Raw genomic sequence first — 24,044 nt, 5'->3', positions numbered from 1 at the left:
GAGGGAAGCACATGCTCGCCACACTGTTCGCCCTGGCCCTGGCCGCCACGCCGCCGGTCCCGCCTTCGGGCGATATCGATAGGCTGGGCTTCATCGCCGGCTGCTGGACCCTGACCCAGCCCAACGGCACGAAGATCGAGGAGCAGTGGCTGGCGCCCGCCGGCGGCGCGATGATCGGCATGAGCCGCAGCGTCCGGGACGGCAAGCTGCGCGAGTACGAGTTCATGCGCATCCTGCCCGCCGCCGACGGCAAGCCGCAGTTCGTGGCGATTCCCTCCGGCCAGGCCGAAGCCGCCTTCCCGATGAAGGAGATCGCCGAGAACGCCGTGACCTTCGAAGCGCCCGAGCACGACTTCCCCCAACGGATTCTCTATCGCCTGGTCGACAAGGACACCCTGGTGGCCCGGATCGAGGGTTCCGTCGGCGGTCAGGCGCGATCGGCGGACTTTCCGTACAGGCGCTGTGCCGCCGGCAATTGACTTTGAGTCATTGATGAGTATGTTCCGCGCCTCTTAATTCCAACGCGCGGGAACCTGCGCGACCACCGCAGGGATTCGACCATGGCCAAACCGGCTTCAATCAAGATCCGCCTGAACTCGACGGCGGACACCGGCTTCTTCTACGTCACCAAGAAGAACGCCCGCACCAAGACCGAGAAGATGGTGCTGAAGAAGTACGATCCGGTCGTCCGCAAGCACGTCGAATTCCGCGAAGGCAAGATCAAGTAAGATCGCTTTCAGCGCTACGACACAAGACGCCTGGCTAGCGATAGCCGGGCGTTTTTGATTCTGGATCCCCTCCCCCCGCGTCGCGGGGAGGATGCGGGCTCAGCGCCCGATCCAGAGCCAGCGAAAGAACGCGAAGCTTCCCCAGACGACCGTCACGGCCAGCAGCACCGGCCCGACGCAGATGGCGACGAACGCGCCCAGCATCGCGGCGGTGGACAGTCCGCCGGACAGATGATGGCTCGCCTGCGCGCCCATCCAGAACAGGGCCGCGCAGGCCAGCAGGCCCAGGACCAGCCAGGCGCCCGGGAATGGGTGCTTGCGCGCACGGATTCTCGACTTCATCACCACGCCTCCCGCATAGGATGTATAATGAGGATGCGTGACAGTCGTATCCGCAACCCTAAAAAAGCGCCCTAACCGCCGTTAGCCACGAGACCCGCCCCATCTTGATCAGGCCGCGCTCGCCAGCGCCCGCTTGCTCAGCAGCGCCTCGGCGACGGCGTAGGTGCGCGCGTTGTCGACGTCGATGGCGTGGGCGCCGTCGGCCAGGACCACAGGCTCGACCTTCAGCTTGAAGCGCCGTCCCAGGCGACCGAGGGCCCCGCGCAGCGACAGACGGCCCATCAACAACAGAGCCAGGTTGATCGGCCCCAGCGCCATGATCATCCGCATCGGCTTCTTGGCGAACTGCCCGCCGCCGCGGAAGCTCTCGGCCACGCTCGTCGCGGCCGGGCCGGAGAAGGCGTAGAGATTGCAGTTCGAATAGGCGTTGTCCCGGAACCTGTAGAACCGGCGCTGGCCTTCCGGATGGGCCTCCATCACCGACCGCCGGGTCGCCATGGCCAGGGACACGTCGGCCACCTTCAGGGCCGCCAGCACCTCGGTCACCGCGCCGGGCGTCAGCAGGACATTGTCACCCGTCGTCACCAGCAGTGGCATGGTGCCCACGCCCACGGCCGCCGCATAGACGCTGTCGGCGAGATTGTTGGCGGCCGGCACGTACTCGATCAGCACCCGGGTGCTGGGCAGGATCGCGTCGATCAGGGGCGCGGTCCCCGGCTCGACGACGATGCGCAGCCGCGTCAGGCCGGGCGTCGCCGTCAGGGCCTCGACCACATAGCGCACCAGGGCCGCGCCCCGGATCGGTACGAGGTTCTTGTTCACGACCCCGGCCTCTTCAGCCAGGGGATCGACACGACCGGGCCGTTGGCCGGCCAGGATGACGCCGACAAAGGCTTCAGGCGGCGACATCGAACGCCCTCCGCATCAGGCCCTGGCGCTCCAGGCTCTCGGTCAGGATGGTCTCGATCAGCTCCGCATGGCTCCAGCCGATCTGCTGGGCGGCCATCGAGATGGTCTTCCTGGACCACAGATTGCAGTTCAGGTTCACTTCCAGGAACTGGACCTCGTCGGTGGCGACGTCGAGACGGAATTCGAAGCGGCCGTAGTCGAACGGCATGAACTCCCGCATCATTTCGCGCGCCCGCGCCTCGGCGATCCGCCGATGCGGGCCGTCCTCCAGCGGGCGGATCTCGTAGGCCTGACCGCCGACCAGGTTGCGCTTTTCCTGGTAGGTGCGCAGCTGGGCCGGATTGATCTGCTCGACGATCTGGGTCGGCAGGATGAAGGGCTCGCCGTCGACCGTGATCGCCGCGACCTCGATATCGTGGCCCTGGATGAACGGCTCGACGATGACGTCGTGACCTTCCGCGTGCAGGCGCTCGACGGCCTCGCGGACGCCGGCCCAGTCGAAGGCGTCGCCGACGCCCCAGCTGGCCGATGAGGCGTTCGGCTTGATCACGAAGTGCTCGCCCGGCGGCAGCAGCGCGGCGTCCAGCGGCGCGCCGCGGCGATAGACCGCCCACGGCGCGGTCGGAACGCCGCGCGCCGCGGCGGCCCGCTTGGTCAGGTGCTTGTCGTCCGACAGGCCGCGCAGGATCGGGCTGGCGCCCAGGTACGGCAAGCCCAGGCGATTGCAGAGTAGCGGGACCAGCATTTCCGAGTTCAGGAAACCGGCCCGGTTCAGCAGCGGGAAGACGAAGTCGACGTCCGGGCGGTCGAACAGCACGCCATACTCGTCGGCCACCACCAGGTTGACGCCGATCTCTTCCAGCGTCTGGCGCATCTCGCGGTGATAGACCGCGTGGCTGCCGTCCTCGGGGTGCAGTTCGCCCTGCCACTTGGCGTGCTTGGCGATCAGCATGATGCGAAGGGCGCGCTTGGCCTCGAGCGGCAGGCGTCGCTGTGCGGCGAAGCGGGTCATCGGCATGCCTCCAGGCTCGACGGCCGCCGGAAGCCCCCTTCCGCAGGTCCGTCGCGTCGATGTCGAGGCTTTGAGGCTAGGCGCGGCGCGTGACGCGCGCGCTACGGTTTGATGGCAAGATGATAAGCCAGCAACGCGCCGTAGCGACCGACGCCCAGGCCCTGTCGCGCGGCGCGCTGAGGCATCAGGACGCCCGGCTTGCCATTGCCCTCGATCAGCACCGGACCGTCCGGCGTCAGGGCCACGTCCCAGCCGATCAGGGCGTAGTCAGGGAAGGTCTCGGCATGGCCCCGACGCACCAGGCCCTTGGCGGCGGGCCAGTCGGGCAGCATGCGCCCGGCGATCGCCGCGCCGGTCACTGGATGCACGGCGTGGTCGCCGCCGCCGTATCCCTTGCAGGCCACGCCCAGCGATCCGAGCGGCAGGTCGACCGCCGAAATCAGCCCGCCGGCCTTCATGTTGTCGACCTTGGCGCCGCGCACCGAGGCGAAGCGGAAGGTGGCGCTGACCACCTCGGGCGCGCCGACCTCGTCGACCATGGTGACGATGCGTACGGTCGGCAGGGCGTCCAACGCCAGGTCCTTGAGGGCCGGATGGGTGTCCACCCGGTCCTGGATAAGCCAGGCGCCCCGGCCGCGCGGCAGGCGGCCGGCCAGATCGGCGGCGTCGGCCACGCGCTCCAGGATGACAACGCCATCGCCGCCCTCCCCGTCCGCCGGCTTGAGCACCAGGTCGCGACCGCCCGGCTCCGACCTCATCGTGACGCGACCGCCCGCGACCACCGCCACGGTGCGCGGATGCGGCAGACCGGCCGCCGCGCAGCGCGCCTCGAAGCGGACCTTGTCGGCCAGCACGCAATCTCGGGTCCAGCCCAGCGGATTGATCCGCTTGTTCAGCGCCGCGTCCTCGAAGCGGCGGATATAGCCGTCCAGCTGGGTGGGGTTGTCGATGCGGAACAGGGCCAGATCGTTGGGATCGACGAAGCGTTCATGGGCGATCTCGACGGCCCGGCGGCGCCAGGCTTCGTCGAGACCGAACTTGCGGGCGACCTCGGCCGCGCGGCCAGGGATCCAGGCGTGGAAGGCCAGGCCGACCACCGCGTCCAGCGCCGCGCGGGCGTGGCCCCGTCTGGTCTTGCGCGCGGCATAATGTTCCCGCAGGCAGCGCGCAGACACCGGCGCCACGACGCCGGGATAGATCCCGTACGCCTTCTTCAGGAAATAGAAGCTGTCGTAGCCCATGCGCCGCCCTCGGAACGCGCAGGTCTAGCGCCGCCATGTAACGGTTTTGGGACGCCCAACACGCCGAGGCGCAAGTTCGGGGCTTGCCGACTATGAGAAATGCGCCGGGCGCACCGCACCCGCCTATCCCTGGACGTCGAGACCTGGAAGGCGCTTACGCGGCCTTGCCGACCACCGCGTTCCGGCCCGAGGCCTTGGCCTGGTAGACGCCCTGGTCGGCGCGCTTCAGCAGGGCTTCGGGGGTGTCGTCGGCGCCGAGCGTGGCCGAGACGCCGATCGAGATGGTCACCGTCAGCTGTTCCTTGGTCGGTCCCACCTTGAAGGGCGAGCCGGCCACGTGGTTGCGGATCCGCTCGGCGATGCGCAGGGCGTCGGCCAGCTGGGTGTCGGGCATGACGACCACGAACTCCTCGCCGCCGAAGCGACACGGCAGGTCGATGGCGCGGACGTTCGAGGCCAGGCGCAGGGCGAACTCGCGCAGCACCTCGTCGCCGATGTCGTGGCCGAAGGTGTCGTTGATCTTCTTGAAGAAATCGATGTCGATCAGCAGGGCCGAGACCGGCTCGCCGCCCATCGCCGCGCGCTTGACCAGCGAGTCGAGCTGGCCGGTCATGTAGCGACGGTTGTGAAGGCCCGTGAGCTGGTCGGTGACGGCCAGTTCCAGAGAATGATCGAGGTTGTTGCGCAGATAGTCGGTGTAGCGCTTGCGCTGGATCTGCGTCTTGACGCGCGCCGACAGCTCCTGCGGGTCCACGGGACGCAGCAGGATATCGTTGACGCCGATTTCCAGCGCCTTGACCATGCGACCACGGTCGTCGGGATCGACCATCGCCAGGACGGGCAGCTGGCGCGAACGATCTTCCGACCGCAAGGCGGCGGTGAAGCGCAGGCCGTCGAAGGTCTTGGCCGCGGCGTTGACGATCACCAGGTCGACGGGACCGCCGGCGCTGATCTTGGCCTTTTCGGGATCGCTCTCGATCACCGGGCGGTGCTCGACGCCCAGCTCGGCCGCGATGCGGGCGGCCTGGCGTTCGTTGTCGTCGACGATCAGCACCCGGCCGCCCAGGCCATCCAGGCGGGCGGCGGCGCCGGCGATCACGCCCATGCGGCGGCCCGAGGCCTCGCGCTGGCGCAGTTCGTCGATCACGAGCTTGAAACGGGTCAGGCTGCGCACGCGGGCGAACAGCATGACGTCGTCGATGGGCTTGGTTAGGAAGTCCGAGGCGCCCGATTCCAGGCCCTGGATGCGATCGGCCCGGCCGTCGAGGGCCGTGATCAGCACCACCGGGATATGGCGGGTGGCCAGATCCTCCTTGAGCTTGCGGCAGACGGTGAAGCCGTCCATGCCGGGCATCATCACGTCCAGCAGGATGATGTCGGGCAGGTCGCGGGCGGCCATCGCCAGGGCCGTCGGCCCGTCCATCGCGGTCGAGACTTGGTAGTACTCCGCCGTCAGCTTGGCCTCGAGCAGACGGACATTGGCTTCGATGTCGTCGACGACGAGGATCCGGGCGCTCATGCGGCGGGAACCTTGTCCAGGAGCCGCTTGATGGTGTCCAGGAAGTGGACCACCGAGATCGGCTTGGAGATATAGGCCTCGCAGCCGCCCTCGCGGATGCGCTCTTCGTCGCCCTTCATGGCGAAGGCGGTGACGGCCACGACCGGGATGTGGGCGAGCTCGTCGTCTTCCTTCAGCCACTTGGTGACTTCCAGGCCAGAGATCTCCGGCAGCTGGATGTCCATCAGAATCAGGTCTGGCTTGTTGTCGCGGGCAATGGACAGCGCCGACAGACCCTCACGAGTCTGCAGGGTCTCGTAACCCTGGGCTTCGAGCAGATCATGAAAGAGCTTCATGTTCAGCTCGTTATCCTCCACGATGAGGACCTTCTTCGTCATCCTTACCCCGACCAAAAGGTCACGTGGCGACGCCTAGGGATTCGCGTCACCTTCCAGAACCAGTTGCCACGAATATCCTTAAGCCCCCGCTAATCGCGTTAAGACCCATAAGCTCATGGAACAACGCTACTCCGACCTTCAGGCCTGCGCCGTCACGCCGACCGCGCCGCTGGTCATCGTCGATGTCGACGAGGTGCTCGCGCAGTTCATGCGCGGCTTCGGCGATTTCATCGCGCGCCATGGCTTCGAACTGCGAGTTGATCGCTTTGCCTTGTTTCAGAATATCTACCGCCCTGGCGAGACGGAACACCTCGATCTGATCGCCGGCAAGGCCCTGTTCGATGATTTCTTTCGCGACGGGGCCGACGACCTGCCCCCGGCGATCGGCGCGGCGGACGCCCTGGCCGATCTGTCGACCCGCGCCGAGGTGGTGATCCTGACCAATGCGCCCGAGCACGGCCGGCTGACACGGGCCAAGTGGCTGAAAACGCACGGCTTCGACTATCCCCTGATCATCAACAGCGGCCCCAAGGGTCCGGCGGCCGCCGATCTGGCCGGACGCACCTCGGGTCGCTCCGTCTTCATCGACGACCTTTTGCCGCAGCTGGAATCGGTGGCGGAGAAGGCGCCCGACGTCGGGCGGTTCCAGATGGTCAGCGACGAGCGCCTGCGCCCGTTCGCCCCGTCCGCGCCCGACCGCCATGTCCGTATTGACGAATGGCCCCGCCTGAAGGCCGCCATCGAGGAGCGTCTGTTCGCATGATCCGGTTCGGAGTCGATTTCGGCGGCACCAAGATCGAGGTCGCCGCCCTCGGCGAGACCGGCGAGTTCGCCGCGCGGGTGCGCAAGCCCAATCCCGGTGACTACGAGGCCGCGCTGGATGTGGTGGCCGGCCTGCTGGCCGACGCCGAGTGCATGGCGGGCGCGACCTGCGCCCGGTTGGGCATGGGCATTCCAGGCTCGATCTCGCCGCGCACCGGCCTGATCCGCAACGCCAACAGCGTCTATCTGAACGGCCGCCCGTTCGGCGAGGACCTGGAGCAGCGCCTGGCCCGCCCGGTGCGCCTGGCCAACGACGCCAATTGCCTGGCCCTGTCCGAGGCCGCCGACGGCGCGGGGGCCGGCGCGCGCGTGGTGTTCGCGGCGATCCTGGGCACCGGCTGCGGCGGCGGCGTGGTCGTCGACGGCCGCATCATCGAGGGCCACAACGGCGTTGGCGGCGAATGGGGCCACATGCCCCTGCCCTGGCCCAAGCCGGAGGAATATCCCAGTCCCGAGTGCTGGTGCGGCCGCAACGGATGCATGGAGAAATGGGTCGCGGGTCCGGCGTTCTCGCGCGACGCGGGCTTCCCGACGGCCCAGGAGACCATGGACGCCATTGAATCCGGCGACGCCTCGGCCGCCGCGGCCCTGGACCGCTATGTCGACCGCCTGGGCCGAGGCCTAGCCGCGATCTGCGACATCATCGATCCGGACGTCATCGTGCTGGGCGGCGGCATGTCGAACGTAGACGCGCTTTATGAGCGGCTGCCGGCCGCCATCGCCCCGCACGTCTTTTCCGACGTCTTCGAGACGCCGGTGAAGAAGGCCGCCCACGGCGACAGCTCCGGCGTGCGCGGCGCGGTCTGGCTGTGGCCGCTGGAGGCGTAAGGACGCTCCCATGAAGTCCCTGTGCCGCGACTGCGGATGGACGGGCGAGGCCAAGGCCGCGCGGTGTCCGTCCTGCCACTCGCCGCGGACGGTCTTCCACGAGGAGCTGGGGACGCTCTCGATCGCCCACCTGGACTGCGACGCCTTCTACGCCTCGGTGGAAAAGCGCGACGATCCGTCCTTGCGCGACAAGCCGGTGATCGTCGGCGGGGGCAAGCGCGGCGTGGTGACCACCGCCTGCTATATCGCCCGCATGAGCGGCGCGCGCTCGGCCATGCCGATGTTCAAGGCGCTGAAGCTGTGCCCCGACGCCGTGGTCATCAAGCCCGACTTCGCCAAGTACAAGGAGGCCAGCCGGCGCATTCACGAGAAGCTGGATCGGCTGACGCCGCTGATCCAGCCGCTGTCGCTGGACGAGGCCTGGATCGACCTGACGGGCACTGAGCGCCTGCATGGCGCGACGCCGGCGGCGATGCTGGCGCGGCTGCAGGCCGAGATCGAGCGCGACATCGGCCTGACCGTCTCGATCGGCCTGGCCCCGAACAAGTTCCTGGCCAAGATCGCCTCGGAACTGGACAAGCCGCGCGGCTTCTCGGCCATCGGCGCGGCGGAGGCGCAGACGTTCCTGGCCTCCAAGCCCGTGGGCGTCCTGCCGGGCGTCGGGCCGGCCACGGTCTCAAGCTTGGCCGAGATCGGCCTGAAGACCGTCGGCGACATCGCCGCCGCCGACCTGAAGCTGCTGGCCAATCGTCTGGGCTCGGGCGGGCTGCGCCTGCACCGCCTGGCCCACGGCCAGGACAGCCGGATGGTCGATCCCGACCAGTCGCGCAAGACGATCAGCGCCGAGACCACCTTCAACGACGACCTGCACAAGCGCGACGCGCTGGAGGACGAACTCTGGCCGCTCTGCGAGAAGGTCGCCAAGCAGGCGCGCAAGGAAGGCGTCGCCGGCCGGGTCGCGACGCTGAAGCTGCGCACGCCCGACTTCAAGATCCACACCCGCCGCCGCACCCTGGCCGTGCCGACCCAGACGGCTCGCACCCTGTTCCAGGTGGCGAGAGAACTGCTGGCGGCCGAAAGCCCAGGCCTCTCCTACCGCCTGATCGGCGCGGGCCTGACCGAGTTCGTCGACGCCGAGACCGCCGGCTCGGACATGTTCGCCGACGACGAGCGCCGCACCTTGAAGAGCGAGACCGCCATCGACGCCCTGCGCGGCAAGTTCGGCGCCGCGGCCGTGGTCAGTGGGCGAGCCTTGAAAGGTCGCTGACTGAGTCGCCGCCGCACGGCCCATCGCCCCTCTTGCGCGACATCACGCCGCGCACCATTTGGACCTTTCGCCCACGGAACCGTTCGCGCGCGGTCTTCGCTCTCCCAATCGTGAAGCCGTTTTCCGAGGCGCCCCTGTGTTAAAGCGGCGCAGACGCGTCTCGGGCTCTTCCAAAGCCGTCGCGTTTCCATATCTAATTCAGACAGGCGGGTGATTTGCCCGCCGGGAGAGAACAAGTCGATGGCCGAGCGGAAGCAAGGCGGACAAAGCAACGGCGCTGGATCGTCGGTCGTCACGGAAGTGAAGCCGAAGACGCAGAAGCCTTCGCTCTATCGAGTTCTGATTCTCAACGACGACTACACTCCCATGGAGTTCGTCGTTTACGTGCTCGAACGGTTCTTTAACAAGTCGCGTGAAGACGCCACGCGCATCATGCTCCACGTCCATCAGAACGGCGTGGGGGTGTGCGGTGTCTACACTTACGAAGTCGCAGAGACCAAGGTCGCGCAAGTCATCGACTCGGCGCGCCGTCATCAGCACCCCCTGCAGTGCACCATGGAAAAGGACTGAGGAGCCCCCCATTGCCCTCTTTTTCGCGCCCCCTGGAAGAGTCCCTGCATCGCGCCGTCGCGTACGCCAACCAGCGTAAGCACGAGTACGCGACGCTGGAGCATCTTCTGCTCTCCCTGACCGACGACGAGGACGCCGCCGGAGTCATGCGTGCGTGCGACGTCGATCTCACCGCGCTGAAGAAGAGCCTCTCGAACTATCTCGACGTCGAACTGGCCTCGCTGGTCGTCGACGACGACGAGGACGCCAAGCCGACCGCCGGCTTCCAGCGCGTGATCCAGCGCGCGGTGATCCACGTCCAGTCGTCGGGCCGCGAAGAGGTCACCGGTGCCAATGTTCTGGTCGCCATCTTCTCCGAACGTGAAAGCCACGCCGCCTACTTCCTGCAGGAGCAGGACATGACGCGGTACGACGCGGTCAACTTCATCGCCCACGGCATCGCCAAGAAGGCCGGCGCCTCGGAGCCCAAGAACGTCAAGGGCGCCAACGCCGGTTCGAACGCGGCCGAGGACGACGGAGAGAAGCCGAACACCAAGACGGGCGGCGAAGCTCTGGAAGCCTATTGCGTCGACCTCAACGAAAAGGCCCGCCAGGGCAAGGTCGACCCGCTGATCGGCCGCGCGAACGAAGTGGAACGCGCGATCCAGATCCTGTGCCGCCGCACCAAGAACAACCCGCTGCTGGTGGGTGATCCCGGCGTCGGCAAGACCGCCATCGCCGAGGGCCTGGCCCGCAAGATCGTCACGCACCAGGTCCCCGAGGTCCTGGAGGGCGCCACCATCTACTCGCTCGACATGGGCGCGCTGCTGGCCGGCACCCGCTATCGCGGCGACTTCGAGGAACGCGTCAAGCAGGTGGTCAAGGAACTGGAGAACCATCCGAACGCGGTGCTGTTCATCGACGAGATCCACACCGTGATCGGCGCCGGCGCGACCAGCGGCGGGGCGATGGACGCCAGCAATCTCCTGAAGCCCGCGCTGGCCTCGGGCTCGCTGCGCTGCATGGGCTCGACCACCTACAAGGAGTTCCGCCAGCACTTCGAGAAGGATCGGGCCCTGGTCCGTCGCTTCCAGAAGATCGACGTGAACGAGCCGACAGTGGAAGACACCATCAAGATCCTCAAGGGGCTGAAGAGCTACTACGAGGACTTCCACAAGCTGAAATACACCGCCGAGGCCATCAAGGTCGCGGTCGAGCTGTCGGCCAAGTACATCACCGACCGCAAGCTGCCCGACAAGGCGATTGACGTGATCGACGAGGCGGGCGCGGGTCAGATGCTGCTGCCGGAAGGCCGCCGCAAGAAGGTCCTCGGCGTCAAGGAGATCGAAGCCGTCGTGGCCAAGATCGCCCGCATCCCGCCCAAGTCGGTGAGCAAGTCGGACACCGAGGCGCTGAAGGAGCTGGAAACGGACCTGAAGCGCGCCGTGTTCGGTCAGGACGACGCGATCATGCAGCTGTCTTCGGCCATGAAGCTGGCGCGCGCCGGTCTTCGCGACGCGGACAAGCCGATCGGCTCGTTCCTGTTCAGCGGCCCCACCGGCGTCGGCAAGACCGAAGCCGCCAAGCAGCTGGCCCAGACGCTCGGCATCGAGATGATCCGCTTCGACATGTCCGAGTACATGGAACGCCATACCGTGAGCCGCCTGATCGGCGCCCCTCCCGGCTATGTCGGCTATGACCAGGGCGGCCAGCTGACCGACGCCGTCGACCAGCACCCGCACGCGGTCGTGCTGCTCGACGAAATCGAGAAAGCTCACCAGGACGTCTACAACATCCTGCTGCAGGTCATGGACCACGGGGTTCTCACCGACTCCAACGGCAAGAAGGTCGATTTCCGCAACGTGGTCCTGATCATGACCACCAATGCAGGCGCTTCGGACGCCCAACGCCAGTCCATCGGCTTTGGTCGCGACAAGGTGGTCGGCGAGGAAGAGGCCGCCCTCAAGCGCCTGTTCACGCCGGAATTCCGCAACCGCCTCGACGCGGTCGTGGCCTTCAAGCCGCTGACGCCGGAGATCATCCGCCAGGTCGTGCAGAAGTTCGTCATGCAGATGGAGGCCCAGCTGGCCGACCGGAACGTGACGATCTCGCTGAGCGACGACGCGGCCGACTGGCTGGCCAAGAACGGCTTCGACGAGCTCTACGGCGCTCGTCCGCTGGGTCGCGTCATCCAGGAGCACATCAAGAAGCCCCTGGCCGACGACATCCTGTTCGGACGCCTGGTCCGCGGCGGCCACGTCAAGGTGGTCCTCGAGAACGGCAAGATCGCCTTCGAAATCGAAGGCACGCCCGACCCGAAGGCCAGCAAGACCGACGAAGCCGAACCGGTTTTGGTCGAATAGGGCCGGCTTCAAATTGAAACGGAAAGGCCCGGAGCAATCCGGGCCTTTTTGCTTTTCAGCACGGGATGATTGTGGACAAAACAGGAACAATCGGCTAGCGTGCAGTTATGACCCAGATCGGTTTCGATACGCTAACGGCGTCCAAGCGGCTTCGCGAAGCCGGCATGGATGAGCGCGTGGCGGAGGCTGTGGTCGAACTCGTACAGCAGACGGCGCGCATGCCCGACATCAGCGAACTCGCGACCAAGACGGAACTCGCGGCCACGCGCGGAGAAATGAACAAAGAGTTCGCGGCTGTGCGTTCGGAGATGAAGACCGAATTCGCGGCCGCACGATCGGATATGGCGCTGATGGAGAGCCGTCTTCGTGCCGACCTCAGCGAGAAGATCCGCCTTCAGGGGTGGGCCCTGCTCGGGGGCATGGCCGCGCTGATGACCATTTCCACGGCGCTGATCAAGATGGTTCCCTAGAGACGCTAGGCCGACTAGCGCCGCTGGCGGATGATCAACACCTCGCGCCAGATACGGACTAGATATTCAACGCTCGCGGCTGAACCTATAAACCCAAGGGAATAGGCGAAGCTAGCAAGCCAGCCCGCGATGGAGGAAGTCAAGGGCTGGGAAGCCGAGCCCAATTGGTAGGCTGACACAAGACCAACCAGCTGAAGTGCATCACCACACAGGCTAACGATCGCTGCTGCGCCGACAATGCGGGTCACCGGGTGCAACCGGCGGATAAAGCCGGTCGACCTGACAGCCGGGGCATCCAATGGGTCGGTCATCCAGCCCCTCCTGTCGCACGCTCAGCGCGCAGTCTGTGGTGTGTCTTCGCGAGAACTTCTATCGAGGCCGCAAAGCCTATAGTCGCAATCATAGCACCCACTCGGGGCAGCACAGCACCCAGCGCACTACCAAGCGTAGACTGCAGTACGCTAAGCGCTTCATCGCTCATTATCGAGGTTTGCCGGGCCTTGAGGAACGCTTGAGTGATCTCCGCCATGGACACACATAACGCCGGCAGTTGGAGACCAGCCGTCGCAAGCAGTAACCAAGTGATCGGATGTAGCTTCATGAATCCCCCGATCACCTGCATAGATAGATTCGCGCCATTCCGCAGCCAGAGCGCTAAAGCGCCGCGGAAATCTTCGCCGCCAGGGCCTTCAGTTCCTCGACATTGGCCATGCCGCCCTCGCCATGGCGGCCCAGGGCCTCGCCCTCGTAACGCGGGATGACATGGAAGTGCAGGTGGAAGATCGTCTGGCCGGCCGGAGCGCCGTTGAACTGGGTGACGACCACGCCGTCGGGCTTCAGGGCCGAGACCACGGCGCGCACCAGCTTCTGGGTGGCGGCGGCGAGGTCGCTCAGCACCTCGGGCTCGACCTCCAGGATGTTGCGGGCCTGGCTGACCTTGGAAATCACCAGGGCGTGGCCGCGCGACTGCGGGAAGACATCCATGAAGGCCAGGACCTTGTCGTCCTCGAACAGCTTCACGCTGGGGATCTCGCCACGGATGATCTTGGCGAAGATGTTGTCGGCGTCGTAGCGTCCGTCGAGGCTCATGACCGTCTCCCTTTTGACGGAATGGTCCTAGCAAACCGTACGAGGCGCGCAAACCGTGGACACCAGACCTCAGGGCCTCACCGAGCAGCAACGGAAGTGGTTCACCTCGGTCAAGGCCAACCTGGAGCGCGAGACCGGCAAGACCCTGGACGAATGGGGCGAGATCGTCCGTCGCGAGTGCCAGGAGACCAAGCCGCGCGCCCGCGCCGACTGGCTGAAGGCGACCTACGGCATCGGCCAGAATCGCGCCGCCGCCATCTTCGGAGTCGCCTTCCCGTCGCAGATGGGCTGGGACGACGCCGACGGCCTGCGCGAAGCCTTGTGGACCGACCCGGCCTCGGCGGCGATCCTGAAGGCGGTCGAAGCGGCCGTCGCCGACTTCCCGGACCTGGTCATGGGCCAGCGCAAAGGCTTCACGGCGTGGTCGCGCAAGGCGCAGTTCGCGGCTCTGAAGCCCATCAAGGGCGGCGCGGCGATGCTAGGCCTGGCGGTGGAGCCCGACGCCTCCCCTGGCCTCTCCGAGCCCAGGAACGAAGGCTGGTCCGAGCGCCTGAAGGCCAAGCTTCCGCTGGCCTCGCCCGCCGAGGTCGATGACACGATCAAGGCGCTGTTGAAGGCGGCCTGGGAACGGTCCTGAACCTTCACCCTGGGAACGGCGTCTCAACCTCGCCGTTGGTCTTCGCGAACAAGGAGACCACCATGTCCAAAGACGCTGATCTGGCCGAGAAATTCTGGAAGGCGCTGAAGTCCGACCGCACCGTGATGCTGGGCCTGCCCGATCTCGAAGGCGGTCGCGCCCAGCCGATGACCGCGATCATCGAAGGCGACCATTCGGGCCCGATCTGGATCTTCAGCGCGGTCGATGTCGACCTCGTCCAGGCCGTCGAGGGCCAGACACGCGACGCGCTGCTGCACTTCGCCTCCAAAGGACACGAGGTCTTCGCCACGGTCGACGGATCGTTGCGGATCGACAATGACCGCACCACCATCGAGCGCCTGTGGAACCCCTTCGTCGCGGCCTGGTACGAGGGCAAGGACGATCCGAAGCTGCGCCTGCTGCGCTTCGAGCCGGGCGACGCCCAGATCTGGCTGAACGAGCACAGCCTGTTCGCGGGCGTGAAGATGATGCTCGGGGTCGATCCGAAGACGGACTACAAGGACAAGGTCGGGGAAGTGCGACTGAGCTAGGAAGGCGTTCACCCTCCAAATCCGTCTCCCCGGCGAAGGCCGGGGCCCATATCCCACCCGGTGGGGCGGATTGGACTTGCGCGGCGCTCCTGGCGTCAACCCCAGCGCTTTTCCATCTGGATCCCGGCCTTCGCCGGGAAGACGGGTAAGGGCGGCTACCGCTCTTCCCGGAACGGCGAATACTCTTCCGTCAACAGGGCGATATCGCTCTCGACGGCCTCGCGCTCGCGCTCGAGGTAGCGCGCCACCGGCTCGCGCAGGGCCGGGTCGGCGATCCAGTGGGCGGAGTAGACCGCGCTAGGCAGATAGCCCCGCGCGATCTTGTGCTGCCCCTGCGCCCCGGCCTCGACGCGCGGCAGGCCCAGCCTGATCGCGTGCTCGATGGCCTGGTAGTAGCAGAGCTCGAAATGCAGGAATGGCACGTCCTCGGTGCAGCCCCAGTGGCGACCGTAGAGGCAGTCGCGGCCCAGCAGGTTCAGCGCCCCGGCGATCCACGGACCGCCCGGCCGGCGGGCCATGATCAGCAACACCTTGTCGGCCATCCGCTCCTGCAGCAACGAGAAGAAGCGGCGGTTCAGGTACGGCCGGCCCCACTTGCGGCTGCCGGTATCCATGTAGAAGCCGAAGAAGGCGTCCCAGTGGTCTTCGGTCAGGTCGTCGCCGGTCAGGGCGACGATCTCCAGCCCGTCCTGGGCGTCGCGGCGCTCGCGGCGGATGGTCTTGCGGCGATTGGCCGACAGGGCCGCCAGGAAGGCGTCGAAGGTCGCGTAGCCCCGGTTCTCCCAATGATACTGTTGGTCCTGACGCAGCAGCATGCCGCGCTCGCCCATCCAGGCCCACTCGTCCTCGACCGGGAAGGTCACGTGCAGCGACGAGGCGCCCATGCGCTCGCACAGGGTCAGGGCGCCGCCCAGCAGGGCCGAGCGCCCCTCGTCGACATCGACGCCCGGCCGCACGATCAGTCGCGAGCCGGTCACCGGCGAGAACGGCGAGGAGCACTGGAGCTTGGGATAGTACCGCCCGCCGGCCCGCTCGTAGGCGTCGGCCCAGGCATGGTCGAAGACGTATTCGCCCTGGCTGTGGGACTTCAGATAGAGCGGCATGACGCCGGCGACGACGTCGTTCTGGTCCAGAACCGACAGGTGCTGCGGCGCCCAGCCGGCGCGCGGACCCACGCAACCGCTCTCTTCGAGAATCGACAGGAAGTCGTAGCTGACGAACGGATCACCGGTGTGGTCCGCGCAGGCGTCCCAGGCGGCTTTGCCGATCTCGGCGATCTCGCGATGGACGCGAACGGCCGACTGGACGCCCGTCGGGGCCCCAACCTGGGCCGATGTCACGCCGTGAAGCCCTCGAAGATCAGATTGTCGCAATGGTCGCGCACGCCTTCCCACTGGTCGGGCGAGCGAACCGTCCAGGCGACGATTGGCATGCCCTTGGCGCGATATAGGTCGGCGCGGGCGCTGGGCAACATGTCCAGGCCCAGGGCCAGGAAATCGGGGCGCGCCAGCTCGACCTGCTCCAGCGCCGCCAGCGACTTGCGCATTTCCGGGGCCAGCTTGCGGGCGCTGTCGTCGTTCCAGCCGTAGCTGTCCAGGCCGCGCAGGATCTGCGGGTGGTGGTCGGCGAACCAGGCGTGCGAGTAGGGGTTGAAGCCGATCACGGCGGTCGGGCCATTGTGGTCGACCAAGACGTCGGTGACGCGCTTCTCCAGCGGCCCGACCTCGCCGAAGGGGGTCTTCAGCTCGATGAACACCATGGCGCGGTGGCCGATCATGGTCAGCGTATCGGCCAGGGTCGGGATGGTCTCGTCCGTGCCGTTCAGGGTCATGGCCCCGAGTTCGGCGACGGTGTGGTCGCGCAGGCGGCCCTCCTGGCCGGTCATGCGCTCCAGGCGCTCGTCGTGGAAGACCACGGCCTCGCCGTCGGCGGTCAGCTGGACGTCCAGCTCGATACCGTAGCCGCCCGCGCAGGCGGCCTGGAAGGCGGCCAGCGAGTTCTCCGGCGCGCCGTCGGGGGTCCAGAGGCCACGATGGGCCACCGGCGGGTCGAACAGGCGCTCCCACGCCTCGCCGAAGACGTCGGTCGAGGGACGTTCGCGCGAGCGCATCAGGCGATCTCCACCACGGCGTCGATCTCGACCGCGAAGCCGAGGGGCAGACGATAGACGCCCACCGCCGAACGGGCGTGGCGGCCCGCGTCGCCCAGCGCCTCGACCATCAGGTCCGAGCAGCCGTTGATGACCTTGGGGATGTCGATGAAGTCCGGACCAGCCTGGACGAAGCCGCCCAGCTTCACGACGCGGACCACGCGGTCCAGGTCGCCATCGCAGGCGGCCTTCATCTGGGCCAGTAGGTTGATCCCGCAGATGCGGGCGGCCTTCTGGGCGGTCTCCAGGTCGACGTCGACGCCGACCGTGCCTTTGACGCCGCCGTTGGCGTCCAGCGAGATCTGGCCGGAGATGTGTACGAGGGCGCCCGTCTTGACGAAGGTCACGTAGTTGGCGACCGGCGCCACCGGCTGGGGCAGTTCGATCCCAATCGCCTTCAGGCGTTCCTCGACCTTCGACATGCATGCGCTCCAATGAACTGGTGCGGCATGCTTACCGTGCTGCGCGAGGGCGCAAAAGAGAAAAGGCCCGGACCTTGGGGTCCGGGCCTTTTAGCCTTGTCGGTTCGGAGCCAGCTCTTAGCGAGCGGCTTGGAACTTTTCGACGGCGGCGGTCATGCGCTCGTTCAGCGGCTTGACCGAGTCCTTGATCGAGGCCGAGACGATCTCCGAGGCCTTGCTGACCTGGGCGATGTAGGCTTCCAGAGCCGACTTGGCCCAGGCGGTCTGCAGCTCGACGGCTTCCTGCACGCTCTTGGCGGCGGCCAGCGACTTGGCGGCGGCGACCTGGTCCTCGGCGGCCTTCTTGCCATAGGCGAAGGTCTGGGCGCCCAGGGCTTCAGCGCCCTTGGTGGCCGCGGTCACCGAGGCGACGACGGCTTCCAGGTTCTTCTTCGAGTGGGTGTTGGCTTCGGCCAGGGCGGCCAGCGACTTCTCGACGCCGTCCTTGAACGCTTGGTTCGAGGCGGTGCTGAACTGTTCGACGGTGTTCTTGACGGTTTCGGCGGCGGCCATGGGAATTCTCCTGGGGAGGGAAGATCGGAGCGGGGCGGACGAACGAGCTGCAACTCGCCCATCTGCGCTTGGAACACCACGGTTCTCTCATGTTGCAGTGCAGCAGTCAATGATTTTGTGCAGCGCACCATGACGTAGCGTCACGAGACCTCAAGCTGCAGCATTGGCGCCGCGCGCCTGATATTTTTGCGGCTGCGGCAAGATCGCTCACCAGTTGTTTACTTTAGCGAAAGGCCGCTTCCATCATGCTAGTGATCACGCGTGTGGCGGTGCGAAACCGCTCCCAGTTCAAATGACGGACGCCGCTTCATGTTCGCCAAGCTTACCGCCGCCCGATCCTTGTTCGCCGTCGCCGGCCTCGCGCTCTCGTGCCTGTTCGGCGCGGTCGCGCCCACCCCGGCTTCGGCGGCCATACCCTATCTGCAGCTGAACGCTCAGGAGCCGAAGTACGCGGCGATCGTGATCGACGCCAATTCGGGCGAAGTCCTTTACGACAAAAGGGCCGACAGCCCTCGCTACCCCGCCTCGGTCACCAAGGTGATGACCCTGTACCTGACCTTCGAGGCGCTGAGCGAAGGCCGCCTGAAGCTGACGGACCGGGTCGTCATGTCGCCCCGCGCGGCCGCCCAGGCTCCGACCAAGATCGGCATTTCGCCGGGCGACAGCCTCTCGGTCGACGAGGCCATCAAGGCCATGACCGTCAAGTCGGCCAACGACGTCGCCGTGGCCATGGCCGAGCGACTCGCCGGCAGTGAGTCGCGCTTCGCCGCCCTGATGACCCTGCGCGGTCAAGAACTGGGCATGCGCAACAGCCGCTTCGTCAACGCGTCGGGCCTGCCCGACAGCCGTCAGATCTCGACGGCCCGCGACCTGGCCATCCTGTCGCGCGCCACCATGCGCGACTTCCCGCAGTACTACAGCTACTTCTCGGTGAAGGGCTTCTACTTCCGGGGCAACTACGTCAAAGGCCACAATCGCCTGCTGGACAGCATGGACGGCTTTGACGGCCTCAAGACCGGCTACACCAACGCCTCGGGCTTCAACCTCGCCGGCTCGGCCGTGCGCGACGGCCGTCGCCTGATCGCCGTGGTCCTGGGCGGCCCTTCGACCGCCTGGCGCGACAACAACATGGAAGACCTGCTGCTGACCGGCTTCGACGTGATGAAGCGCCGGTCGCGCGGCGAACGCACCAGCATCGCCGCCAACATCTATGAGGAAGAGCCCTCGGGCCCGATCGAGCGTCCGTCGACCGAACAGGGTGACGGCGATCAGGCCGGGCTGCGGATCGTCCTGACCGAGAACCCGCGCAATCCGGGTCCGGTGAAGGTCTCCCCCACTCTGCGCGGCGCCCAGGAGGCCGCCAAACCTAAAGCCGCCAAGAAGCCGAAGGGCGAATGGGGCGTGCAGGTCGGCGCGTTCAAGTCCAAGTCGCTGGCCAACGACCAGCTGAAGCTGGTGCGCGGCCGCTTCGCCAAGATGGTCGCCGACGCCGAGGGCGCCGTCGAAGGCGCGGCCGGCGGCGCGTTCCGCGCCCAGTTCCAGGGCCTGACCTCGGACGCGGCGCGCGAGGTCTGCTCGGCCCTGAAAGCCAAGCGCATGCCCTGCATGGTGCTGTCGCCGCGCTAGCGGACTTCTAGATCCAACTTAGCTTGTCATCCCGCAAAGCCCTTGGGGCTTGTCCGGGACCCAAGGGCCAACGCAGTGCGGTCGTCCCTGGGTCCCGGCTCTCCGCTTCGCCGCGGCCGGGATGACACGCTATTTGGTTTCCGAGATCACCTTGCTGATCAGCCTCGCCAGCCGGCCCACGCCTTCCTCGATCTGCGCGTCGGTCGGCAGCGAGTAGCTCAGGCGGATGGCGTTGGCGGTCTTCACCTCGGCGAAGAACGGCGCGCCGGGCACGAAGGCCACACGCTCCTCGGCGATAGCCCGAGCCAGCAGGGCCGCGCCGTCGATCCCTTCCGGCAGGTTGATCCAGACGAACATGCCGCCTTCCGGATGCGACCAGGTCACCCCCTCGGGCATGGTCCGCTCCAGGGCGGCCAGCATCACCCGCCCCTTGGCGCCATAGGCGCCGCGCAGGCGGTGCAGGTGCTGGTCATAGCCTTCCGAGACCGCGCGATGGGCGACCATCTGGTTGATCGTCGAGACGTGCAGGTCCGCACCCTGCTTGAGCAGGACCAGCTTCTCGATCACGGGCTTGGGGCCGCAGACCCAGCCAATGCGCAGGGCCGGCGAAAGGGTCTTGGACAGCGTGCCCAGGAACAGGGTCCGAGCGTTGTCGATCCCGCCCGCCCGCTCGATGTCGAGGGCCAGCACGGTCGGCGTCGACTCGCCGGCGAAGCGCAACTCGCGATAGGCCGCGTCCTCGACCAGGGTCATGTCCAGCGCGGTAGCCAGATCCAGCAGGGCCTTGCGCTCCTCCAGGGTCAGGCTAACGCCGGTCGGGTTGGCGAAGTCGGGCACGAAATAGCCAAGCGCGCCGTGCGGCAGGTCGGTCTGCCCGCCCCGCAACGCCGCTTCCGGCAGGTCGCGATAGGTCGGCTGGTAACCGTTGAAGGCCTGCAGCGCGCCCAGATAGGTCGGCCGCGCCACCACCACCGTATCGCCCGGGCTGATGAACAGCTTGCCGATCAGGTCCAGCGCCTGCTGCGAGCCGGCGGTCAGCATGATGTTGTGCGGTTCGCAGGGCATGCCGTCGCGGGTCATCCGCTCGGCGATCCATTCACGCAGCGGCAGATAGCCCTCGCTGACGGAATACTGCAGCGCCTGGCTGGACAGGACCGGGTCGGCCAGCACGGCCTCGTACTCGGCCTGGATCCGCTCGGCCGGGAACAGGCTGGGATCGGGGATACCGCCGGCGAACGACAGGATGTCGGGCTGGTCCAGCAGCTTGAGAAGCTCGCGGATCTCGCTGGCGTGGACGCGGTCCATGCGCGCGCTGAAACGCCCGGCCCAGTCAATGGCCGAAGGGGAAGCTTGGATAGTCATGGGAGGATCAAGGTCCGAAACTGAAATGACGCCTTTGAGCCACGGCTCGTGGCTCGCTCTCAACGAAGGTCAGAGCGTCATACCGAGCAGGTTTGGCCCGAAGAGCGGCGGCGCCAGAAACGTTCGTTATTGATCATGGCGCTAGTCGTAGCTCAGCTTCGCCGCCTGATCAAACGATCCCGCGCGGCGTTGAGCTGGGCGGCCAGGCCTTCGGTGCCGCCCTTGTCCGGGTGAGCCATCTGGATCAGCCGCATATAGGCCGCCTTGACCTCATCCAGGCTCGCCTCGGGGCCGACGCCGAGGATGGCGCGGGCTTCGGACAGGCTGAGCTCGGCCTTGGGCGGATGAACGATCTCGCGGCGGATGACCGGCCGGCGGCGGGCCTCGGTGACGCTCCACAGGCCGATGACGCCCAGCACGATCCCCGTGCCCCAGGAGCCACGGATCGACGCGTAGGCCGCACCGGCGAAGGCGGCGATCGAGGCCGCGCCCGCGCCGACCCGCCAGCCGTCGCCGTTCAGGAACGCGCGTCCTTTCGGCCAGAGCAGGAAGACGAGGATGGCCGCGCCCAGCAGCAGGTACAGCATCGGAGCTCCAGATACGAAAACGGGCGGCAAGGTCGCCCCAGCCGCCCGCTTCCTGAACTTAGACGAGCGCCTACTGCGCCGCCAGCAGGGTCTCGCCGGAATAGGCCGACAGGCCCAGGCTGTGCATCAGGGCGCGCAGCTCCTGGCGCGCGGCCAGGTGCTGCAGCGACACCGGCACCGGACGCACTTGCGGCGACAGGTCGGCGATGGTCAGGCCGAACGGGAACAGCTCGCGATAGATGACGCGGTCGCGCAGGCCGGGGCCGATGCGGAAGCCGACGCGCTTGGCCAGGGCCGTCAGACGGTCCTCCAGGCGCTTGCGGTTACGGGCCTCGGTGGTGGCCAGGCGGTTGCGCAGCACCACCCAGTCCATGGCCTGGCGCTGGCCCGACAGGGCGCGCTGCTTGCGGCCTTCCCAGACGGTCAGCGAATAAAGGCTGGGCTTGGTCAGCTCCAGGGTCACCGGATCGACGGTGCCCAGCATGTCGAAGTCGACAAAGCTGTCGTTCATCGGCGTCACGACAAGGTCCGCGCGGCCGTGGGCCAGGCGCGTGATGGCGCTGTCGCCGCCGGGGGTGTCGATCAGGATGAAGTCGCACTCTTCCGCCGCGCGGGCGAAAGCGGCCTCGAAGCCGGCGATCTGGTCTTCGTCGCCCTTCTCGGCCAGGGCGATGTCGTTGTCGCTGAGGTCCAGCGCCAACGGCATGGGCAGATCGAGCTTCTTGTTGGCGGCCCAGGCCCGGCGGTTCTCGAAGAACCGGCCCGACGTCCGCTGGCGAAGGTCCAGGTCCAGCACGGCGACCTTGGCGCCGCCGTACAGCAGCGCGGTGACAAGGTGGACGGCGATGGTGGACTTGCCCGCACCACCTTTTTCGTTGCCGACGACGATGACGCGCGTTTCGGCCATGGCTCGATCCCCGATGCGTCGCGACTCGCGCGACCTTGGACTGAAGGTTAACACGATGTTACCGCCGCCCTAGCGGGTCAACCGGTTCAATCCACAAGCATAATTGTCGCACCCCCGGCGCGGCCTCACGCAACGGATGGTGGACCTGCGGAGGCCACGAGGCCATAAGCGCCGCCTGTCCGCGTGGAGACCTCGCCATGACCCAGATCGTCCGCACCGTCGCGCAGATGCGCGAGCACGTCCGCGCCTGGAAGGCCGCTGGCCAGCGCGTGGCCCTGGTTCCGACCATGGGCGCCCTGCACGAGGGCCACCTGACCCTGATCCGCCTGGCCCAGCGGAACGCCGACCGGGTGATCGCCACCGTCTTCGTCAATCCCAAGCAGTTCGCCCCGCACGAGGACTTCGACGCTTATCCGCGCGGCGAAGCGATGGACGCCGAGAAGCTGGCCTCGGTTGGCTGCGACCTGATGTTCGCCCCCAACGGCGCGGAGATGTACGCCCCCGGCTTCGCCACGGCGATCACGGTCTCGGGCGTCTCCGAACCCCTCGAAGGCGCGGCGCGCCCGCAGTTCTTCGGCGGCGTCGCCACCGTGGTGGCCAAGCTGTTCATCCAGAGCCAGGCCGACGTCGCGGTGTTCGGCGAGAAGGACTACCAGCAGCTGCAGGTGGTCAAGCGGATGACCCGCGACCTGGACATCCCCGTCGAGATCATCGGCGCCCCGACGGCGCGGGCCGAGGACGGCCTCGCCCTCTCCTCGCGCAACGCCTACCTGTCAGCCGAAGAGCGCGCCGCCGCCGTGGCCCTGCCGACGGCGATCAAGGCCGCCGCCGCCGCGGTCGCCGCGGGCGGCCGGATCGACGAGGCCGAACACGCGGCGACGGCCGCGTTGAAGGCGGCCGGCTTCGAACAGGTCGACTATGTGGAAGTGCGCGAAGCCAGCGATCTGTCGCGCCTGGGCCCTGGCCCGATCGGTCAGGCCGACGGCCGCATCCTGGTCGCCGCGTGGCTGGGCAGGACGCGGCTGATCGACAATATGGCTGTAGCCTAGAGCATTTTCCGACGAAGTGGATACCGGTTCGTCGTCAGAAAATGCGTCAAAACAAATGACTAGAGCATTTCACCGATCCAGTTGGATCGGAGAATGCTCTAGACCGGCTTGAGGGCGATCAGCAGCCCCACGATCAGACCCACGAACAGCATACCAACGCCCAAGGCGGCAAAACTGGCCTTCATCGTCATCCCTCCGCGATCCGTGCGACAAGATGACACCCGGCCTGGTTGCCGCTTCGCTAATAACACCCTCAAAAGTTCTCTTCGGCGAAAGTCACCAGGCGCCCAGTTCGCGCAGCTGACGGGCGAGATCGGGCGGCAGGTCGGCGGCCTCGCTTTCGGTCAGATCCGGCGGCGCGTCCTCCGGCTTCAGATAACGCCAGCCCTGGAAGGCCCGACGCGGCTGGGGCGCCACGCGGATGATCGGCGGATCGACCGTGACCTCGCAGCGCGAGGTCGCGCTCTCCCCGACCGTATCGATGGCCAGGATCCTTTGACGGCACAGGATCTGTCCCTTGAACACCCGATACAGCGAGCCGCCATCCAGCACCTCGTCGATCCGCTTGGGCGTCATGCGGGTATGCATGATCCAGGGCTGGTTCTCGTCCTTGTGCCAGGCCAGGAGATCCTCGATCGTCTCGCAGCCGACGACCAGCTTGATGATGTGCAACGCCATGGGCGCTA

The 24,044-nt window shown here is 66.9% G+C and carries 29 protein-coding genes; 12 read left to right on the top strand and 17 right to left on the bottom strand.

The window, feature by feature from the left end; genetic code table 11:
- Positions 1 to 11: 11 nt before the first annotated feature.
- Together AC1RNC_RS23960 and rpmG are read left to right on the top strand one after the other, a co-directional pair.
- On the top strand, positions 12 to 479 hold the full coding sequence (locus AC1RNC_RS23960) for a DUF6265 family protein (protein ID WP_492888531.1): 468 nt from the start codon (positions 12 to 14) through the stop codon (positions 477 to 479).
- Positions 480 to 560: 81 nt separating this feature from the next.
- Entirely contained in the window at positions 561 to 728 is a 168-nt protein-coding gene (rpmG, locus tag AC1RNC_RS23955) for a 50S ribosomal protein L33 (protein ID WP_004620056.1), read from the top strand.
- A 99-nt stretch (positions 729 to 827) separates the two neighbouring features.
- Here the strand turns inward: rpmG and AC1RNC_RS23950 are convergent, their stop codons facing one another.
- From AC1RNC_RS23950 to divK, 6 genes are all read right to left on the bottom strand, one after another.
- Positions 828 to 1,070 carry a hypothetical protein gene (locus tag AC1RNC_RS23950; protein WP_492888530.1) on the bottom strand — a complete coding sequence of 81 codons (243 nt, stop codon included), beginning with the start codon at positions 1,068 to 1,070 and terminating at the stop codon, positions 828 to 830.
- Positions 1,071 to 1,178: 108 nt separating this feature from the next.
- Complete coding sequence (locus tag AC1RNC_RS23945; RefSeq protein ID WP_492888529.1) at positions 1,179 to 1,979, bottom strand: NTP transferase domain-containing protein; 801 nt, start codon at positions 1,977 to 1,979, stop codon at positions 1,179 to 1,181.
- Entirely contained in the window at positions 1,966 to 2,991 is a 1,026-nt protein-coding gene (locus AC1RNC_RS23940) for a D-alanine--D-alanine ligase family protein (protein WP_492888528.1), read from the bottom strand. Before AC1RNC_RS23940 ends, AC1RNC_RS23945 begins: the two co-directional genes overlap by 14 nt.
- Positions 2,992 to 3,092: 101 nt before the next feature.
- Complete coding sequence (locus AC1RNC_RS23935) at positions 3,093 to 4,232, bottom strand: sugar-transfer associated ATP-grasp domain-containing protein (protein WP_492888527.1); 1,140 nt, start codon at positions 4,230 to 4,232, stop codon at positions 3,093 to 3,095.
- Between the two features lie 154 nt (positions 4,233 to 4,386).
- Positions 4,387 to 5,751: a PleD family two-component system response regulator gene (locus tag AC1RNC_RS23930; protein ID WP_492888526.1), complete on the bottom strand. Its 1,365-nt coding sequence runs from the start codon at positions 5,749 to 5,751 to the stop codon at positions 4,387 to 4,389.
- Entirely contained in the window at positions 5,748 to 6,128 is a 381-nt protein-coding gene (gene divK, locus AC1RNC_RS23925) for a cell-cycle response regulator DivK (protein WP_099576699.1), read from the bottom strand. The genes AC1RNC_RS23930 and divK overlap by 4 nt, the downstream gene beginning before the upstream one ends.
- 115 nt (positions 6,129 to 6,243) lie before the next feature.
- Between divK and AC1RNC_RS23920 the strand changes: the two genes are divergently transcribed.
- From AC1RNC_RS23920 to AC1RNC_RS23895, 6 genes are all read left to right on the top strand, one after another.
- Positions 6,244 to 6,891, top strand: coding sequence for a hypothetical protein (locus AC1RNC_RS23920; RefSeq protein ID WP_492888525.1), 648 nt, complete (start codon positions 6,244 to 6,246; stop codon positions 6,889 to 6,891).
- Entirely contained in the window at positions 6,888 to 7,778 is an 891-nt protein-coding gene (locus tag AC1RNC_RS23915) for an ROK family protein (RefSeq protein ID WP_492888524.1), read from the top strand. Before AC1RNC_RS23920 ends, AC1RNC_RS23915 begins: the two co-directional genes overlap by 4 nt.
- Before the next feature lie 10 nt (positions 7,779 to 7,788).
- The gene (locus tag AC1RNC_RS23910; protein WP_492888523.1) at positions 7,789 to 9,045 is read left to right on the top strand and encodes a DNA polymerase IV; all 1,257 of its coding nucleotides are present in this window, start codon (positions 7,789 to 7,791) and stop codon (positions 9,043 to 9,045) included.
- A gap of 240 nt (positions 9,046 to 9,285) precedes the next feature.
- Positions 9,286 to 9,615, top strand: coding sequence for an ATP-dependent Clp protease adapter ClpS (clpS, locus tag AC1RNC_RS23905; protein ID WP_013079900.1), 330 nt, complete (start codon positions 9,286 to 9,288; stop codon positions 9,613 to 9,615).
- 11 nt (positions 9,616 to 9,626) lie between these two features.
- Positions 9,627 to 11,957 carry an ATP-dependent Clp protease ATP-binding subunit ClpA gene (gene clpA / locus AC1RNC_RS23900; RefSeq protein WP_492888522.1) on the top strand — a complete coding sequence of 777 codons (2,331 nt, stop codon included), beginning with the start codon at positions 9,627 to 9,629 and terminating at the stop codon, positions 11,955 to 11,957.
- A 107-nt stretch (positions 11,958 to 12,064) separates the two neighbouring features.
- Complete coding sequence (locus tag AC1RNC_RS23895; RefSeq protein ID WP_492888521.1) at positions 12,065 to 12,427, top strand: CCDC90 family protein; 363 nt, start codon at positions 12,065 to 12,067, stop codon at positions 12,425 to 12,427.
- Positions 12,428 to 12,441: 14 nt separating this feature from the next.
- Here AC1RNC_RS23895 and AC1RNC_RS23890 read toward each other — a convergent pair whose 3' ends face one another.
- Together AC1RNC_RS23890 and AC1RNC_RS23885 are read right to left on the bottom strand one after the other, a co-directional pair.
- On the bottom strand, positions 12,442 to 12,738 hold the full coding sequence (locus AC1RNC_RS23890; RefSeq protein WP_492888520.1) for a hypothetical protein: 297 nt from the start codon (positions 12,736 to 12,738) through the stop codon (positions 12,442 to 12,444).
- 343 nt (positions 12,739 to 13,081) lie between these two features.
- Positions 13,082 to 13,516, bottom strand: a complete 435-nt coding sequence (locus AC1RNC_RS23885) for an HIT family protein (RefSeq protein WP_492888519.1) — start codon at positions 13,514 to 13,516, stop codon at positions 13,082 to 13,084.
- A 55-nt stretch (positions 13,517 to 13,571) separates the two neighbouring features.
- Here AC1RNC_RS23885 and AC1RNC_RS23880 point away from each other — a divergent pair, with 55 nt between their 5' ends.
- A complete protein-coding gene (locus tag AC1RNC_RS23880) occupies positions 13,572 to 14,153 on the top strand; it encodes a DUF4287 domain-containing protein (protein ID WP_492888518.1) in 582 nt (193 codons plus the stop codon).
- 62 nt (positions 14,154 to 14,215) lie between these two features.
- Positions 14,216 to 14,704, top strand: a complete 489-nt coding sequence (locus AC1RNC_RS23875; protein ID WP_492840841.1) for a pyridoxamine 5'-phosphate oxidase family protein — start codon at positions 14,216 to 14,218, stop codon at positions 14,702 to 14,704.
- A 155-nt stretch (positions 14,705 to 14,859) separates the two neighbouring features.
- Here AC1RNC_RS23875 and AC1RNC_RS23870 read toward each other — a convergent pair whose 3' ends face one another.
- The 4 genes from AC1RNC_RS23870 to AC1RNC_RS23855 form a co-directional block, all read right to left on the bottom strand.
- Complete coding sequence (locus AC1RNC_RS23870; RefSeq protein ID WP_492888517.1) at positions 14,860 to 16,044, bottom strand: GNAT family N-acetyltransferase; 1,185 nt, start codon at positions 16,042 to 16,044, stop codon at positions 14,860 to 14,862.
- The gene (locus AC1RNC_RS23865; RefSeq protein WP_492888516.1) at positions 16,041 to 16,814 is read right to left on the bottom strand and encodes a glycerophosphodiester phosphodiesterase; all 774 of its coding nucleotides are present in this window, start codon (positions 16,812 to 16,814) and stop codon (positions 16,041 to 16,043) included. The genes AC1RNC_RS23870 and AC1RNC_RS23865 overlap by 4 nt, the downstream gene beginning before the upstream one ends.
- On the bottom strand, positions 16,814 to 17,275 hold the full coding sequence (locus tag AC1RNC_RS23860) for a RidA family protein (protein ID WP_492888515.1): 462 nt from the start codon (positions 17,273 to 17,275) through the stop codon (positions 16,814 to 16,816). Before AC1RNC_RS23860 ends, AC1RNC_RS23865 begins: the two co-directional genes overlap by 1 nt.
- 117 nt (positions 17,276 to 17,392) lie before the next feature.
- A complete protein-coding gene (locus tag AC1RNC_RS23855; RefSeq protein WP_125159352.1) occupies positions 17,393 to 17,827 on the bottom strand; it encodes a phasin family protein in 435 nt (144 codons plus the stop codon).
- 309 nt (positions 17,828 to 18,136) lie between these two features.
- On the opposite strand from AC1RNC_RS23855, the gene AC1RNC_RS23850 reads away from it, so the two are divergent.
- Positions 18,137 to 19,453 (top strand): D-alanyl-D-alanine carboxypeptidase family protein, encoded by a 1,317-nt coding sequence (locus AC1RNC_RS23850; RefSeq protein WP_492888514.1) that lies wholly within the window; start codon positions 18,137 to 18,139, stop codon positions 19,451 to 19,453.
- A 129-nt stretch (positions 19,454 to 19,582) separates the two neighbouring features.
- Here AC1RNC_RS23850 and AC1RNC_RS23845 read toward each other — a convergent pair whose 3' ends face one another.
- The 4 genes from AC1RNC_RS23845 to mipZ all read right to left on the bottom strand — a co-directional run bounded on the left by AC1RNC_RS23845 (position 19,583) and on the right by mipZ (position 22,309).
- Entirely contained in the window at positions 19,583 to 20,815 is a 1,233-nt protein-coding gene (locus tag AC1RNC_RS23845; protein ID WP_492888513.1) for an aminotransferase-like domain-containing protein, read from the bottom strand.
- A gap of 77 nt (positions 20,816 to 20,892) precedes the next feature.
- Positions 20,893 to 20,952 carry a hypothetical protein gene (locus tag AC1RNC_RS23840; protein WP_492840937.1) on the bottom strand — a complete coding sequence of 20 codons (60 nt, stop codon included), beginning with the start codon at positions 20,950 to 20,952 and terminating at the stop codon, positions 20,893 to 20,895.
- 15 nt (positions 20,953 to 20,967) lie between these two features.
- On the bottom strand, positions 20,968 to 21,402 hold the full coding sequence (locus AC1RNC_RS23835) for a J domain-containing protein (RefSeq protein WP_492840829.1): 435 nt from the start codon (positions 21,400 to 21,402) through the stop codon (positions 20,968 to 20,970).
- A 70-nt stretch (positions 21,403 to 21,472) separates the two neighbouring features.
- Positions 21,473 to 22,309 carry a division plane-positioning ATPase MipZ gene (gene mipZ, locus AC1RNC_RS23830; RefSeq protein ID WP_492888512.1) on the bottom strand — a complete coding sequence of 279 codons (837 nt, stop codon included), beginning with the start codon at positions 22,307 to 22,309 and terminating at the stop codon, positions 21,473 to 21,475.
- 197 nt (positions 22,310 to 22,506) lie between these two features.
- On the opposite strand from mipZ, the gene panC reads away from it, so the two are divergent.
- Positions 22,507 to 23,358 carry a pantoate--beta-alanine ligase gene (gene panC / locus AC1RNC_RS23825; protein ID WP_492888511.1) on the top strand — a complete coding sequence of 284 codons (852 nt, stop codon included), beginning with the start codon at positions 22,507 to 22,509 and terminating at the stop codon, positions 23,356 to 23,358.
- Positions 23,359 to 23,634: 276 nt separating this feature from the next.
- On the opposite strand, the gene AC1RNC_RS23820 is transcribed toward panC, so the two are convergent.
- Positions 23,635 to 24,036 carry a DUF1489 family protein gene (locus AC1RNC_RS23820; RefSeq protein ID WP_492888510.1) on the bottom strand — a complete coding sequence of 134 codons (402 nt, stop codon included), beginning with the start codon at positions 24,034 to 24,036 and terminating at the stop codon, positions 23,635 to 23,637.
- Positions 24,037 to 24,044: the final 8 nt, after the last annotated feature.

This window comes from Caulobacter sp. GW822-FHT01G02 (assembly GCF_058802865.1).
This window is presented reverse-complemented; position numbering and strand designations above follow the sequence as displayed.

Excerpts from the sequence above, each read along its gene's own strand:
- AC1RNC_RS23960 (WP_492888531.1), top strand. The coding sequence starts at position 12 with ATGCTCGCCACACTGTTCGCCCTGGCCCTGGCCGCCACGCCGCCGGTC.
- rpmG (WP_004620056.1), top strand. The coding sequence starts at position 561 with ATGGCCAAACCGGCTTCAATCAAGATCCGCCTGAACTCGACGGCGGAC.
- AC1RNC_RS23950 (WP_492888530.1), bottom strand. The coding sequence starts at position 1,070 with ATGAAGTCGAGAATCCGTGCGCGCAAGCACCCATTCCCGGGCGCCTGG.
- AC1RNC_RS23945 (WP_492888529.1), bottom strand. The coding sequence starts at position 1,979 with ATGTCGCCGCCTGAAGCCTTTGTCGGCGTCATCCTGGCCGGCCAACGG.
- AC1RNC_RS23940 (WP_492888528.1), bottom strand. The coding sequence starts at position 2,991 with ATGACCCGCTTCGCCGCACAGCGACGCCTGCCGCTCGAGGCCAAGCGC.
- AC1RNC_RS23935 (WP_492888527.1), bottom strand. The coding sequence starts at position 4,232 with ATGGGCTACGACAGCTTCTATTTCCTGAAGAAGGCGTACGGGATCTAT.
- AC1RNC_RS23930 (WP_492888526.1), bottom strand. The coding sequence starts at position 5,751 with ATGAGCGCCCGGATCCTCGTCGTCGACGACATCGAAGCCAATGTCCGT.
- divK (WP_099576699.1), bottom strand. The coding sequence starts at position 6,128 with ATGACGAAGAAGGTCCTCATCGTGGAGGATAACGAGCTGAACATGAAG.
- AC1RNC_RS23920 (WP_492888525.1), top strand. The coding sequence starts at position 6,244 with ATGGAACAACGCTACTCCGACCTTCAGGCCTGCGCCGTCACGCCGACC.
- AC1RNC_RS23915 (WP_492888524.1), top strand. The coding sequence starts at position 6,888 with ATGATCCGGTTCGGAGTCGATTTCGGCGGCACCAAGATCGAGGTCGCC.
- AC1RNC_RS23910 (WP_492888523.1), top strand. The coding sequence starts at position 7,789 with ATGAAGTCCCTGTGCCGCGACTGCGGATGGACGGGCGAGGCCAAGGCC.
- clpS (WP_013079900.1), top strand. The coding sequence starts at position 9,286 with ATGGCCGAGCGGAAGCAAGGCGGACAAAGCAACGGCGCTGGATCGTCG.
- AC1RNC_RS23895 (WP_492888521.1), top strand. The coding sequence starts at position 12,065 with ATGACCCAGATCGGTTTCGATACGCTAACGGCGTCCAAGCGGCTTCGC.
- AC1RNC_RS23890 (WP_492888520.1), bottom strand. The coding sequence starts at position 12,738 with ATGACCGACCCATTGGATGCCCCGGCTGTCAGGTCGACCGGCTTTATC.
- AC1RNC_RS23885 (WP_492888519.1), bottom strand. The coding sequence starts at position 13,516 with ATGAGCCTCGACGGACGCTACGACGCCGACAACATCTTCGCCAAGATC.
- AC1RNC_RS23875 (WP_492840841.1), top strand. The coding sequence starts at position 14,216 with ATGTCCAAAGACGCTGATCTGGCCGAGAAATTCTGGAAGGCGCTGAAG.
- AC1RNC_RS23865 (WP_492888516.1), bottom strand. The coding sequence starts at position 16,814 with ATGCGCTCGCGCGAACGTCCCTCGACCGACGTCTTCGGCGAGGCGTGG.
- AC1RNC_RS23860 (WP_492888515.1), bottom strand. The coding sequence starts at position 17,275 with ATGTCGAAGGTCGAGGAACGCCTGAAGGCGATTGGGATCGAACTGCCC.
- AC1RNC_RS23855 (WP_125159352.1), bottom strand. The coding sequence starts at position 17,827 with ATGGCCGCCGCCGAAACCGTCAAGAACACCGTCGAACAGTTCAGCACC.
- AC1RNC_RS23850 (WP_492888514.1), top strand. The coding sequence starts at position 18,137 with ATGTTCGCCAAGCTTACCGCCGCCCGATCCTTGTTCGCCGTCGCCGGC.
- AC1RNC_RS23845 (WP_492888513.1), bottom strand. The coding sequence starts at position 20,815 with ATGACTATCCAAGCTTCCCCTTCGGCCATTGACTGGGCCGGGCGTTTC.
- AC1RNC_RS23835 (WP_492840829.1), bottom strand. The coding sequence starts at position 21,402 with ATGCTGTACCTGCTGCTGGGCGCGGCCATCCTCGTCTTCCTGCTCTGG.
- mipZ (WP_492888512.1), bottom strand. The coding sequence starts at position 22,309 with ATGGCCGAAACGCGCGTCATCGTCGTCGGCAACGAAAAAGGTGGTGCG.
- panC (WP_492888511.1), top strand. The coding sequence starts at position 22,507 with ATGACCCAGATCGTCCGCACCGTCGCGCAGATGCGCGAGCACGTCCGC.
- AC1RNC_RS23820 (WP_492888510.1), bottom strand. The coding sequence starts at position 24,036 with ATGGCGTTGCACATCATCAAGCTGGTCGTCGGCTGCGAGACGATCGAG.